14 protein-coding genes and 2 pseudogenes are annotated in these 13,287 nt (G+C 51.2%); 8 read left to right on the forward strand and 8 right to left on the reverse strand.

Translation table 11 applies throughout. The features are described 5' to 3' along the window. The first annotated feature begins 459 nt into the window (after nt 1-459). Both SP68_RS15830 and SP68_RS15835 read left to right on the forward strand, forming a co-directional pair. Complete coding sequence (locus tag SP68_RS15830; RefSeq protein WP_008807708.1) at nt 460-1,653, forward strand: zinc-dependent alcohol dehydrogenase; 1,194 nt, start codon at nt 460-462, stop codon at nt 1,651-1,653. Nucleotides 1,654-1,760: 107 nt separating this feature from the next. Beyond that, nucleotides 1,761-1,988 carry a DUF1272 domain-containing protein gene (locus SP68_RS15835; protein WP_012542149.1) on the forward strand — a complete coding sequence of 76 codons (228 nt, stop codon included), beginning with the start codon at nt 1,761-1,763 and terminating at the stop codon, nt 1,986-1,988. Between the two features lie 54 nt (nt 1,989-2,042). Here the strand turns inward: SP68_RS15835 and SP68_RS15840 are convergent, their stop codons facing one another. Both SP68_RS15840 and SP68_RS15845 read right to left on the reverse strand, forming a co-directional pair. Next, entirely contained in the window at nt 2,043-2,588 is a 546-nt protein-coding gene (locus SP68_RS15840) for a cysteine hydrolase family protein (RefSeq protein WP_040975774.1), read from the reverse strand. Nucleotides 2,589-2,881: 293 nt separating this feature from the next. Next, the gene (locus SP68_RS15845; protein WP_040975772.1) at nt 2,882-3,523 is read right to left on the reverse strand and encodes a GntR family transcriptional regulator; all 642 of its coding nucleotides are present in this window, start codon (nt 3,521-3,523) and stop codon (nt 2,882-2,884) included. Nucleotides 3,524-3,695: 172 nt separating this feature from the next. On the opposite strand from SP68_RS15845, the gene SP68_RS15850 reads away from it, so the two are divergent. After that, the gene (locus tag SP68_RS15850) at nt 3,696-4,169 is read left to right on the forward strand and encodes an OsmC family protein (protein ID WP_008807711.1); all 474 of its coding nucleotides are present in this window, start codon (nt 3,696-3,698) and stop codon (nt 4,167-4,169) included. Nucleotides 4,170-4,286: 117 nt separating this feature from the next. Here the strand turns inward: SP68_RS15850 and SP68_RS15855 are convergent, their stop codons facing one another. Then, nucleotides 4,287-4,868, reverse strand: coding sequence for a TetR/AcrR family transcriptional regulator (locus SP68_RS15855; protein WP_040975770.1), 582 nt, complete (start codon nt 4,866-4,868; stop codon nt 4,287-4,289). A gap of 133 nt (nt 4,869-5,001) precedes the next feature. On the opposite strand from SP68_RS15855, the gene SP68_RS15860 reads away from it, so the two are divergent. The 4 genes from SP68_RS15860 to SP68_RS15875 all read left to right on the forward strand — a co-directional run bounded on the left by SP68_RS15860 (nt 5,002) and on the right by SP68_RS15875 (nt 7,106). Next, nucleotides 5,002-5,433: a VOC family protein gene (locus SP68_RS15860; protein WP_012968543.1), complete on the forward strand. Its 432-nt coding sequence runs from the start codon at nt 5,002-5,004 to the stop codon at nt 5,431-5,433. Between the two features lie 254 nt (nt 5,434-5,687). Continuing rightward, nucleotides 5,688-6,011, forward strand: coding sequence for an antibiotic biosynthesis monooxygenase family protein (locus SP68_RS15865; protein ID WP_008807712.1), 324 nt, complete (start codon nt 5,688-5,690; stop codon nt 6,009-6,011). Beyond that, a complete protein-coding gene (locus tag SP68_RS15870) occupies nt 6,004-6,396 on the forward strand; it encodes an amino acid-binding protein (RefSeq protein WP_040975768.1) in 393 nt (130 codons plus the stop codon). Before SP68_RS15865 ends, SP68_RS15870 begins: the two co-directional genes overlap by 8 nt. After that, entirely contained in the window at nt 6,393-7,106 is a 714-nt protein-coding gene (locus tag SP68_RS15875) for an ArsR/SmtB family transcription factor (protein WP_040975766.1), read from the forward strand. The genes SP68_RS15870 and SP68_RS15875 overlap by 4 nt, the downstream gene beginning before the upstream one ends. Before the next feature lie 271 nt (nt 7,107-7,377). Here the strand turns inward: SP68_RS15875 and SP68_RS26620 are convergent. Beyond that, a pseudogene (locus SP68_RS26620) lies at nt 7,378-7,545 on the reverse strand (NADP-dependent isocitrate dehydrogenase); the annotation flags it as partial. Between the two features lie 543 nt (nt 7,546-8,088). Here SP68_RS26620 and SP68_RS27875 point away from each other — a divergent pair. Further along, nucleotides 8,089-8,322, forward strand: coding sequence for a hypothetical protein (locus SP68_RS27875; protein ID WP_136071159.1), 234 nt, complete (start codon nt 8,089-8,091; stop codon nt 8,320-8,322). A gap of 379 nt (nt 8,323-8,701) precedes the next feature. Here the strand turns inward: SP68_RS27875 and SP68_RS29220 are convergent. The 4 genes and pseudogenes from SP68_RS29220 to SP68_RS15890 form a co-directional block, all read right to left on the reverse strand. Then, a pseudogene (locus tag SP68_RS29220) lies at nt 8,702-8,883 on the reverse strand (IS110 family RNA-guided transposase); the annotation flags it as partial. Continuing rightward, nucleotides 8,852-9,853, reverse strand: coding sequence for a carbon-nitrogen hydrolase family protein (locus tag SP68_RS15880; RefSeq protein ID WP_040975764.1), 1,002 nt, complete (start codon nt 9,851-9,853; stop codon nt 8,852-8,854). The pseudogene SP68_RS29220 and the gene SP68_RS15880, both read right to left, overlap by 32 nt. 111 nt (nt 9,854-9,964) lie before the next feature. Continuing rightward, nucleotides 9,965-10,987: an AEC family transporter gene (locus tag SP68_RS15885; RefSeq protein ID WP_205468306.1), complete on the reverse strand. Its 1,023-nt coding sequence runs from the start codon at nt 10,985-10,987 to the stop codon at nt 9,965-9,967. Between the two features lie 73 nt (nt 10,988-11,060). Continuing rightward, on the reverse strand, nt 11,061-13,280 hold the full coding sequence (locus tag SP68_RS15890) for a beta-glucosidase family protein (protein WP_224224396.1): 2,220 nt from the start codon (nt 13,278-13,280) through the stop codon (nt 11,061-11,063). Nucleotides 13,281-13,287 lie beyond the last annotated feature (7 nt).

Consider the following 13,287-nt stretch of genomic DNA (forward strand, 5'->3'; position numbering starts at 1 on the left):
TACAACACACATTAAAAATAACCAGACGGCACATCACCGCTAACTTACTGTGTGCAGGGAAATAATACCTACAGCCCTCGTATTATCGATACAATCGGAGTACTCCTGTTGAGGTATATAACGAAGCGGCGCGGCGAGGCTTCGTCAGCATGAAATTCAGAACTTTTCTAAAGATAACCAATAAAAAAAGCCGCTGGGGGAGCGGCTATCAAATAAAAAAATGGAGCGAATATCATGCCTGATTAAGGCTAGCCTTCTTCATCCGAATATGCAAATAACCCAACAAACCAAACGTGAAATAAGCGAAGCGTAAAATACACCCAACAACTGAAATATCACGCAGTTCCATTACTTGTACTCTACGCTTTATTTTTACGGTGGTTTATCGGTGGCCATCGCGTCAGGTCAATATGCCTTTGCACCTGATGCGGCCAGCCGTTCTCTCCAGGAGAATATGCAATGAAAGCACTCACTTATCATGGTCCCCATCATGTCAGCGTCGACACCATGCCCGACCCGGCCCTTGAAGCGCCGGACGATATTATACTGCGCGTCACCGCGACGGCGATTTGCGGTTCCGATCTTCATCTTTACCGCGGAAAGATCCCCGGCACGCACCACGGCGATATTTTCGGCCATGAATTTATGGGGGAAGTGGTGGAAGCGGGTTCCGAGGTCACCGCGGTCCGCAAAGGCGACCGGGTGGTTATCCCGTTTGTGATCGCCTGCGGAGACTGCTTCTTTTGTCGCCTGCAGCAGTATGCCGCCTGCGAAAGCACCAATAGCGGCCAGGGGGCGACACTCAACCGAAAAGGCATTTCGCCACCGGCGGCCCTGTTTGGCTATAGCGATTTGTACGGCGGCATCCCGGGCGGCCAGGCAGAATATGTACGGGTCCCCAAAGCCAATACCGGTCCATTTAAAGTGCCTGACACCTTACCCGATGAAAAGGTGCTGTTTCTGTCAGATATTCTGCCCACCGCCTGGCAGGCTGTAAAAAACGCCGAGGTCAAACCCGGCAGCAGCGTGGCTATTTTTGGCGCCGGCCCGGTAGGCCTGCTGTGCGCCTCCTGCGCCAGGCTCAATGGCGCAGAGCAGATATTTATCATCGATCATAACGATTACCGACTCGATTTCGCGCAGCAACGCTATGGCGCGATCCCGATAAACTTCGACACCCATGACGACCCGGCGCAGTGGATTATCGATAACACGCCGGGACATCGCGGCGTCGACGCGGTGATTGACGCTGTGGGCTTCGAGGCGAAAGGCAGCCTCACGGAAACCGTCCTCAGCAACCTGAAAATCGAGGGCAGCAGCGGAAAAGCCCTGCGTCAGTGCATCGCCGCCGTGCGTCGCGGCGGTATCGTCAGCGTGCCCGGGGTTTACGCCGGTTTCATTCATGGGTTTATGTTTGGTGATGCCTTTGATAAGGGACTGACCTTCAGGATGGGGCAAACCCACGTCCATGCCTGGCTGCCGGACCTGCTGGCGCTGATTGAGCAAGGGCTGCTCACCCCGGAGGAGATCGTCACTCACCATATGCCGCTGGAGGAGGCCGCGCGCGGCTATCAGATCTTTGAGAAACGCGAAGAGGCATGCCGCAAAGTCATCCTTGTGCCGGGGATGCAACCCGGGAAGGCAACGCTTTGAGGCGGAAGTTAATCCGCCCTCCTCGGCAGCCAGTCCGGGCCGTGATATAAAAACAGCATGCGTTGACCCGCCGTCTCTGATACAGCCGTTAACCACAGGAGAAGTTAATGCTCGAGTTACGCCCGAATTGCGAATGCTGTGATAAAGATCTGCCGCCAGACTCACCCGAGGCGTTTATCTGCTCGTTCGAGTGTACTTTTTGCCGGGACTGCATGACGGCGCGGCTGCACGGTCGTTGCCCAAACTGCGGCGGCGAACTGGTGCGGCGCCCTGTGCGTCCGGAAGAGGCGCTGCGGCGGCACCCCGCCTCCACCCTGCGCCGCCATGCACAGTAAAAGCGGATGAACTGGTGTGGCAAACGGGAGCCATCGAGCTCCCTTTCTTCACCCTTATTTCTCTGCAGAAAAGTGCCACTCTGCGGCGGTCGATAGCGACACAAATGGCCCGGCAAGCGTGATATTGTGATGACCGATAATGTCAGGCGCTGACAACCGTTCGTTATCCATGGTTGAGTGCGCATCCGAGATCAGCACCGTCCGCCATCCCAGCGCCGATGCCGCACGGCAGGTCGTGTCCACGCAGAATTCGGTTTTCATCCCGGCAATAACCAGCTGTTTTACGCCGGACTGGGCGAGCCGATGCGCAAGATCAGTGTGCTGGAAACAGGAGGGGTACCTTTTAATAAAGACGATATCCCGCTCGCCGTTAACACCCATCTCAGGCAGCAGTTGGGTTAATGGACTTTGTGCTGAGAACGGAGAATCGTCCGGCCCGGTATGGCGGGCAAAGAAGACGGGCACCTCAGCCTGTCTCGCTTTTTCAATCAGCAGGCAAACGTTCGCCAGAAGCGCATCGGCCTGATACGGAGAAACCGGGCCATGGAAAAGCCCCTGCTGCATATCGATAATTAAAAGGGCATGCTCAGATGAAATCATGATGGGTCTCCATTCAGTGTGTCACGAACGGAGAGGTCTCTCCCCGTCCACATTGGCGGGGAGTGAGGATCTGTTTGTCAGGAGCCGGTCACAGATACGCCCACACCACCGCTGGTTACGGTCGTGGTGGTGGTGACGGTGGTGGTAGGCTGAACTGACGTAATCATTATCTGACCTTCACTGATTCCTTACCGATAAAACATAAGCACGATTAAAACGGCTCTTTTCTTATAGCATTGAGCAGATACGGATGGCAATTTATGCGCGATCAACGCAGCCGCTTTGCACAACCATTAACGGCTTAAGATATAAGCGCGAAGGATTTCGCCTGCTGAGAGAATATGTTTCACGGTATACGCCCGCGCCTCCTGTGGATGATTTTGCTGGCAGGCCATCAGGATCTGCTGATGCTCATCCTGGAATTTCAGCGTATCCGACAGCAGTCTGTTCTGAAAAAGCTCATATCTTTCAATCTGCTCGCGCAATTCACCGATCATCTTCAGCAGGCGCTGATTATTACACTTCCCATAAAGCAGTTCATGAAACTCCCGGTTATATCTCCCCTGCTGCTCGGGTTCCGAAGCGCTGCTCAGTAGCTGATGCACCAGCGCTGCCCGGGCAAGCGTTTCCGGGTCCATATTCTCCAGGCTATGAAAAATGGCTTCGCCTTCCAGGAGTGCCCGCAACTGATAAATTTCATCGATATCAGCGGCAGTCAGCGTTTTCACCACCGCGCCACGATTTCTGTAAATCTCAACCAGACCTTCGCGCTCAAGCTGCTGTATCGCTTCTCTCATTGGGATACGGCTGACCGCAAACTGACTGGCCAGGTCCCTCTCAACGAGACGGTCGCCATCTCGCAACGACCCCTTGTTGATTAAGGCTTTTAGCTCACCGGCAAGAATATCGGCGGTCGAACGGGAAGCGGTGTTCATTTGGCTCTCTTTACATCACGCATAAATGGTATACCATTATGCCATTCACGGCGGTGTCATGACAACCTTGCGATTCCAACGGCAGCTTCGCTCAGGCAACGCAATAAAACGGGAAGATGCCTCAGCGATGAAAAGCGCATAAATCCCCCCTCCACAGAGAAAAGGCAAATCTATGCAACATGCTTATACCAGCCATATCACATGGACCGGCAATCAGGGCACGGGTACTTCGGGTTACAAGGCTTATGCCCGGACCTGGGATATCGCGGTAAAGGGAAAAGAACCCATTCATTGTTCAAATGATCCATTACTGGGCGGCGATCCCGGCAAAATGAACCCGGAAGATCTCCTGCTCTCTTCTCTTTCAGCCTGTCACATGCTGTGGTACTTACATCTGGCCTCCGATGCCGGCATTACGGTCATGGAATATCAGGACTCGCCGGTGGCAACGGGTGAAGTATTAAAAGGGGGCGCGGGTCGCTTTATTTCTGCCACCCTCAGGCCGAAAATCACCGTATTACCAGGAACCGATCTCGACGCCGCCACGGCCATTCATCAGCAGATCCATCACGTCTGTTTTATCGCCCGATCGGTCAATTTCCCGGTCAGTTACCAGCCTGAATTTATTATCTTTAACGCAGAGTAACGCGTTTCTGGCGCGGTAATCCGGTGCGCTGGCGCGTTGCCGCACGGACAGATCAGATGGCTCCGCGCGGCTACAGCCACGTGGTGCCATCCATCGGTCTGTCAGCGCCCGGGTTAATCAGGAAGCGTGCGAGGCCTTGCCGGTGGATGCCGCTAAGGCTGACAAAACCTGGGTATGGGCATAGCGTAATACTGATTTTATCTCGTTGGCAGAGATATCTGCCAGGCCAAACCCACGGAGCAAAAAAACGCCTTCCACGGCAAGAAGCGCGTGGCGCACGGTAACGTACTCCCCGCTCACCGAACGAAGCGGATCGAGGAGTGATCGGTAAAGACTTCGGACGGGTTCCAGCATGCCGGGAGCATGAACGAGCGCGGTGATAAGAAACGCCGCCATTTGGGTGGATACGTCCTCTTCCGCCAAAGCCTCTTCGATATGCGCGAGTACGAGTTCGATCGGTCCCACCGGAGCGGCAGGAAGACGCTGCCGGACTGCCTCCTGAAAACGGGCCACTTCACGCTCCAGGACAGCGTGGATCAGACCGTCCTTGGAAGAAAAGGTATACACCAGGCCACCTTTACTGATACCGGCACGCTCGGCGACGGCATCTAGGGTGAATAATCGGCCACCCGACTCAAGAATCAGGCTTTCCGCGGCATCCAACACCTTTTCTTTATCGATCTCTTTTTTACGCGTCACAACTTCCCCTTGTCTTTTTCGACTGATCAGTCGCATAATATTTTCGACTGGCCAGTCAGATTAGCACTGCGACCCGGTAGCAACAAGATTGCTACTGCATTTTTCCACTACAACATATTTATAAGGCAATGAAATGGAAGAATTTGTACCATCTGCAGCCATCGCACATTTTGTCATGAAGGTGAAAGACATTGAGTCGAGTTATGCCTTTTACCAGGGGCTCGGACTACGCGGTATCGACAAATTTCCGGAAATGGCAATCATTGAGCTTCGCGGCGGCACCCATCTCCTGTTAGCCGCGAAAGACGATCCCATGGCGGGTGCGCTTCACGCCAGCCGCGTTGGCCAGCGTCCTGATTTTATTAGCGAAAAGATTGATCTGATGATCGCCGGACACACCAGAGCCGATCTCGAAAAATATCGTGCCGAATTAATGGCTAACGGCTACTCCCCTGCGGATATTGCCGAAGCACCGCTGTATGGCCATGATTACTTCTCAATGCTGGATCCTGATGGCCATGGCGTGAGCGTCTATACCAGCCACTGTGGCGATAAGCCAGTATGAGATAACGTCGGGCGGTGATGGCCCTCCTGTCCTGCTTCCCGCCTGTCGCCATCGTCCGCCCTGCCGTAGCTTACTGCAGCCTGACGCTCGTTAACCGTGCGCCAGAGGCCGGTCTGATGTTGAAAAAGGCGTATCGGGTAGTGGTACCCACCGTCAGACCGTTTTTTTTCCTAACAGGCATATTTCGCTACAGACCGAAGCATCCTGCTTGGGCCGTCAGTAGACTGCGGGGAAATTCACCACGGAGCAGACTGATGATTGCAGTACTTTTTGAGGCCGACGCCTTACCAGAAGCACAGGAAAGATATTTACAGCTTGCGGCCGGGCTGACGCCTTTGCTTTCAGACACGCCGGGGTTTATTGCCATTGAGCGCTTTCAGAGCCTGAGTACGCCCGGCAAAATCCTCTCGCTATCCTGGTGGGAAGATGAAGCATCGGTGGCCAACTGGCAGCAAAATGAGCGGCATCTGGCTGCCCAGCGCGAAGGCAAAGCATCGATTTTTTCATACTACAGAATACGCGTCGCCCGCGTGTTCCGGGATTACGCATCGGATCGGGGAGCACAGTCAGATGTATGACATTCACGTGATTCTCAGCAACACGCCGGGCTCGCTTGGCGCAATGGGTTTGGCGCTGGGTAACAACGGCGTGGGGCTCGAAGGCGGTGGCGTATTCACCACGCCTGATGCCGGACATGCGCATTTTCTGGTGGAAGACGCTGAGAAAGCCCGCAGGGTACTGACCGAGGCCGGCTTTGCCGTCAGCAGTGTATGCCGTCCTCTGATCAGAAAGTTACCTCAGGAACGACCAGGGGAACTGGGCGACATCGCAGACACCCTTGCCCGCAATGGCATTAATATTCTGGTACAGTACAGCGACCACCGTAACCGGCTCATTCTCATTACCGATGATGACACCCGGGCAGCGGAAGTGACCAAAAAATGGGCCATACTTTCTGAATGAATCTCCTGAAAACGCAGCAAGACAGTGAGCCAGAGGAGGCGCTGGAAACCGCTATGGCGATGGTGGCCTCCGCCCTCTCTGACCCCTCAAGGGTCAGTATTCTGTGCGCGCTGATGGATGGGCGCGCATGGACGGCAACCGAACTCAGTACGGTTGCCGAGGTGTCTGCCTCCACCACCAGCGGGCATCTTGCCCGACTGCTCAGCAACGGGCTGGTGGTGTGTCTCGCGCAGGGGCGTCACCGCTATTACCGCCTGGCGGGCGCGCATATCGCCGCGCTGCTGGAAAACCTGATGGGCGTCTCTATGCAAGCGCATAAGACGCTTCTCCCCAGCACGCCAGTTAATCTTCGTTACGCTCGCACCTGCTACGACCATTTGGCGGGCGAGTTGGCGGTGAATATTTATGAGTATATGCTGCGGGAAAAATGGCTGGTGGCCGATGGACTGGCCTTGACATCAGCCGGTAAAGCCCAGCTTGAACGCCTTGGCGCAGTACTGAACACCCGCCCGCGACGTAAGCCTTGCTGTCCCTGTCTTGACTGGAGCGAAAGACGTTTTCATCTGGGAGGTGACGCCGGTTCGTCGCTGATGGCACTGTTTGAGCAGAAGGGATGGATAACCCGCACGCCGGGATATCGGGAAGTGCAAGTGACGGATAGCGGCAGAGCGGCGCTGTCCCGGCTGTTTAATCTGAAGGTGAGCGGATAGCCTGAGTTTAGGCTACATCACATTCTCGCCGAACGGCGCCGGTTTAAGCCGGTCGGGCCATCAGTAAGCCCCCTGGCGTTCAATCCATACCCACTTGCGATCTCGCGGTAAACTGAGCTATCCCTGTCACGAGGCGCATGGCTTTGATGGACATTGTGTTGCGGGAAATCGGCCATGGCACCGCACAGCGAGCGTCCGGCAAAATAACGGCCTGAATGCGATAAAAAGCGGGAGCCCATAGGCTACCCTTTTACTTAATCCACCAAGGGGATTACATGTTCGCGATAATCGCGTCGCCAAACTCGCTACATTTCAGCAGTTTAGCGCCTTCCATCAGACGTTCGAAGTCATAGGTCACGGTCTTGGCGGCGATAGCGCCTTCCATGCCTTTGACGATCAGGTCTGCGGTTTCGAACCACTGCATGTGGCGCAGCAGTACATAACAAAAGAACCATTAATCTATTGAATAATATAACTTTACTACCTTTTTACTTAACAATGTATACCCTAACTCAACAAGATTAACTTACTGAATATCCGAAATATCTTGTTTGTTTTGGGGAAATGTTTATCGTGGATGAATATTGAACTAAAGCTAAAATCTCCCCAAAAAATATGAATTGGAGGGTTTATTTTGAAAGCAAATGCAAATTCTATCCAGGATTATCTCCTCGCAACTCTTGAGAATGCTCAAGATCATTTCACTACCCCTCCCCAATTGATGTATATGGTTTACAATATGGATGAAATATTTCAGAATGAGATCCTATCTAAGGAATTAGAAATGCACTCGGCTGCTGGTTTTCTTGCTTTAAACTCCTATGTAATGTTATTAGCCGCGGTACGATAAGCCTTATCTGGCCATATAGTCTCTGTTTTCCCTATATTACGTACAGCTCTTGAATTTTCTTGTTATGCTTTCCTAATAGCTAATGATAATAGTAAGGGTCTGATTTGGTTGAATAGGCATAAGTCTCAATCCATGTTAGATAAATGCCGTAATACTTTTAGTGTAAACAAGGCAGTTAATGGATTAAAAGATAAGTCATCTGAGATGGCTGAATATGTTAAAGCCCACTATAATGCCTGTATCGATTTCGGTGCCCACCCAAACGAGAAATCCATATTTAACCATTTAACAAAAATTGATTCGCCCAATGATATGTTCGATGCATGGGAACTTACTGGTGTTTATGGCCTAATAGTTGGTATGTAAACCATACCCTACTTGCTTGCGTTGAGGTAGGCCAGGCAATTGCATTTCTTATCGCAGCTTCTTCCGAGAACCATCCGTTACTCAATGAACGACTAGATGTTTTTCAAAATTGGATGGCTGAAAAAAACAGAATGGCTGAAGAAATAAATGGCGAGCCCATTGATTACACAGGTCCTATGTACTCTTCAGTTGTGCCACCAACTACCCAAGATCATTAGATTTAAGGTGTTAGCAAAGCATTTCAACTATGTCATTGTAAACATACCCCCTAATGTTACCTGCTATTATGGGTGTCGGAGGTCGGAGGTTAAATCCCTCTAGTTCCGACCAATAAACCCAGAAAAAACCAGCATGTTAAAGGCTGGTTTTTCTGCCTACTCATTTTAGCTTTACCCCGCAGGCACATCTCGTCGTAAATATTACGCATTCGCTTATTTCCGATTTTCCGCACTGCGCGGACATGTAAAGCTTCGATCTCAACTGAGGTGGACCGATTTTACAATTAGCATTTTCGCGCGAATAGTTGAATTTATTCTTCTTCTGGATGTTCGGTATTTTCCCATGCTGCACCTTCAGGCCAAGCATGTACTCCACGGAGCGATTGAGAATTGAAGATTAACTGGGTGACATCTTTTCTGGAATAATGCCCGACTGGATCTGCAGAAATTTTGGCCATGTCACTCAACGCCAAATCAACATCAGCGAACAGTAATCCTTCTTCATTTTCACCCAGCGGAGTGCCCAATTGAGAACCATCTGGCCCGAATATACGCGCCCAGCCGCCTCCTGCTTTCAATAGCTGTTGGCGTTCTTCGGTATCACACATCAAATCTATCATATCCTGACTGACAATCGCGCAAGGCGCAATGACATAGCACTGACCTTCAACCGCATAGGTTCTTGATATCGCAATATTGACCTCACCGCTAACCGCATGAGCGATATCTTTGTAGAGTGAAAAACTCGGCCAGGCGCCAATGTGTAACTGTTCATGTTGGCTGTACATGGCATATTTTGCCAGGGGCTGTAAATGCTCCCAGCAACATAAAGCACCGACTTTTCCCAGAGACGTATTATGTACAGCAATATCGCTACCATCACCCTCGCCAAACACAGTACGCTCCATCATGGAAGGCTTTAGCTTCCGACGCGTAGCGATGGTTTTTCCCTCATCGGTAATAATGGCCTGTGAAATATACAGGCTACCAGCATCCCTTTCGGTAAAACCCATGATCACATGAATTTGATATTCCGCAGCGGCGCGCTCAAGACGTTGATATTGTTCGCTGCCAATAACCAATGCATGCTGACGATATTTAGCGAGAAATGGCATTGCCCACGCGGTTGCCCCTAACCAGACAAACCATGGATAACCCGGCAAGAAATTTTCCGGAAAGGCGATGAGTTTTGCACCGGCCTGCGCGGCCTGCGCAATCAGGCGAATTGACTTTTCAATACTAGCATCAAGATCCATAAAAATCGGTGCGGCCTGCACCGCAGCCACAGTATATCTGGTTACTACTTCAGCCATAAATCACCTCAATCTCTTTTAGATGTTTAACTTATCATCGGATATATTGTTTACTATTGCTGCGCCGCGTTTACTGTATAAATTGATTCTGTTTCCCAACTAAATGGATAATCACCTGGCAATTACCAGAACCAAGGCGATACTAAAAACAGACAACAGAGTAGAGATTAAAACGACCTCAGACGACGTTTTTTTTCCCCGCTGATAATAGTCTGCTAGCATGAAAGGCCCGGTGCCGGTTGGTAATGCAGCCAGTAGTACTGCTGTTTGAGCAACCAACGGGTCTAACCCAAACAATTTGTAGGCAAGAAACCAAGCTAACATAGGCTGCAATATTAGTTTGCAGCCAATAAGAAATCTCGAAATTGTGGGCTGTGGTTCTGAGGATTTTTGCCTAACGGCTAAACACAAGCCCAGAGTAATGAGTGCGCAGGGAGAGGCAGCGGCACTAAGCATATTAAGAAAGTTTTTGATAGGTTCTGGAACTGTGATGGCAAACAAGGAAAATGGAATTGCAGCCATGGGGGCAATCAACAATGGGTTTCGGATCAAGGATTTCGTAACTTTGGTAAACATACTTCCCGAAGTCTGGCCCACGTTTTGGCCGATTTCTATAAGAATAATCGCTATAGCGAAAAATACGCATATTGTCATAACGGCAGCAATTGTGGTGGGCAGTAAGGACTGAGGCCCCAGAATCAACAGTGCCATGGGAAATCCCATGAATCCCACGTTGGGATAACTCGCGTTCAATCCTTCAATCACAGCATCAGTCAGGTTCTGGCCGTTTTTAAATACTGAAATGCTAACGACCAGAGCCATGGTGATCAATCCAGTAAGACCAAATACAGCAATGAAGTCCAGTTGCCAAAGTTCTGACCACTTTGCCTTAGCCACAATATCGAAGAGCATGGCTGGCATCGCTAGCCAGATGACGAAACGGTTAAGTTCACCACCTGCATTAGGCCCAAGGATCTGCGTTTTTCCAGCGCTCCACCCTGCTAAAATCAAACCGAAAATTGGCACTATCGCCAGTAATGAAGACAACACGGACGAAATCATTTGATTTCCTACCCCAGGAACGATGTAAATGTGGGATTCTCTATTAAATGAATTACCTTTGCTGTTCCACATTTCCCCACGATTATGACTTATTGTCCTGATGCCCGATCAGACAGGCTTTTTAAGCCTGTCTGAAAAGAGGACATTAACGACTGACCGGGCTATCACCGAAGGTTTTGGTCGCCATCTCTACCGACTGCGTGAGTGGCAGGTGCGCTGACGAGTCTCCTGCCGCAACCCGGTAATTTCCAGAAGAAATTTTCCAACCACCATCGGGTACGGAGTAATTCGCTAACAAACGCGGATCCACTTGGATACTCACCCGTTGTGACTCACCCGGCTGCAATGCGACTTTCTGCCAACCCAACAGACGTGCCATTTGTTTACCATTAACCGCAGTAAGATAAACTTGAGGAACGGCTTTACCCGCTATTCTTCCTGCGTTGGTCACAGCGACACTGACCACTAACGGCTCATGTTGTTCAATGCGAAGATCACGGTAGGTAAATTGGGTGTAAGAGAGCCCAAATCCGAACGGGAACAAAGGTGACTCTTTCTGACGAGTGAACCATTTATAGCCAACGTCCGCACCTTCACGGTTATAGTCCACATCGACTTTAGCCGCATCCGTGCCAAATCCAGCGATCTCCTGACGAGGCAATTGCTGCAGGCTTTTCGGGAAGGTAATAGGTAAATGACCTGAAGGATTCACCTCTCCCGTTAGCACCCGGGCGATAGCTTCCCCGCCGGCAGAACCGGGATACCAGGCTTCCAGCACCGCAGCCGTTTTATCCAACCAGGGCATCAGAACCGGGCCTCCTGTTTCTAACACCACCACGGTGTGTGGATTGACATGAGCAACGCTGTCTATAAGTGCATCCTGGCCTTCTGGCAGACTCAGATCATAGGCGTCATAGCTTTCCATCATCCACTGTGTGGCAAACACGATAACCACATCAGCATCACGGGCGAGTGCAGCTGCTTCCGCCGGGTTGCGTCCGTCATTGAAGGTTATTTTGCTGTCTGGAAGTGCCTTTTTGAGCGCGTCAAGAGGAGACGATTTCAAATAAACCTGATTGCGTAATTCGGCCATCATGCCCCCCCCGCCGGTATGAATAGAGAGTGCCGGGCCCCCGACCGGAATAACCTGTGCAGACCCCGCACCTGAAATTACCCCGGCATCAGCATGTCCCCCTATCACCAGAATATGACGAGGGATATGGTTTAACGGCAGGACATTTCGCTCATTACGCAGCAGTACCATGCCCTCTTCTGCCGCATGACGTACCTGTTGCTTATGAGATTCATAATCAACAAGCGACTTTATCGGCGGATGTTCAAATAACCCTACGTCGAACATAGAGCGAAGAATGCGCCGGTTCATATCATCCAGCCGCACTCGATACTGTTCAGTGGTCTGAGCTTTATCCCGTAGCAACTTGTCAAAAAAGACATTTCCGAACAACAGATTGTCAACCTGGCTCCCCATCTCAATATCTAAGCCGGTTAACGCAGCAGCGGTGTCATGTACTGCTCCCCAGTCTGACATCACAAATCCTCTATATCCCCATTTATCTTTAAGGGTCTTCTGCAATAAGTCTGGATTTTCACAGGCGTATATTCCGTTCACCCGATTATATCCACACATCACCGCGCCAGGCTGACCTTGTTCGATGGCAATCTGAAACGCCAAAAGGTCGCTTTCGTGCATGGCCGGCTCAGAGATATTTGCAATCATGCCGAAGCGAGCTGACTCCTGATCGTTCATCGCAAAGTGCTTAATCGTAGACATCACGTGCTGGCTCTGAATCCCTTTGATACTCTGCCCAACCATGATACCGGCCAGCAAAGGATCTTCGCCGTAATATTCAAAATTCCTGCCATTGCGTGGATCGCGCGCCAGATTGATACCACCTGCTAGCAGAACATTGAAACCTTTCCTCCATGCCTCATCGCCGATTAATTGCCCGTCCTTGTAGTTAAGTACCGGATCCCAGCTTGCTGCGCTGGAAAGACCGGCGGGCAGCGCCGTGGCACCATCACCAGGACGAACATTCGCCGGGTTGGCTACGCCGAGGCTAGCGTCGGTTACCTGCCATGCAGGAATGCCATATTTTTTTTCCTCGGGGACATAACCTGCAGAGCCGATCGCACCAGCCGGAACGCTAATACCGAAAACAGGCATCGCCATTTCACTGTGTACCCGACGAATCTTTTCATCCAACGTCATTGCCTGCGTCAACGCAGATGCGCGCTGATCGGGGCTGAGTGTCTCGTCCTGCCATGCTGGTAGGGTCGCGGCATGGGAAACGGAGCTGGCGAGAGCAATGCTCATCCCCAGGGCAACATTTTTCATGGTTAACATGCTTTTT

Source organism: Klebsiella variicola (assembly GCF_000828055.2).
Lineage (GTDB): Bacteria > Pseudomonadota > Gammaproteobacteria > Enterobacterales > Enterobacteriaceae > Klebsiella > Klebsiella variicola.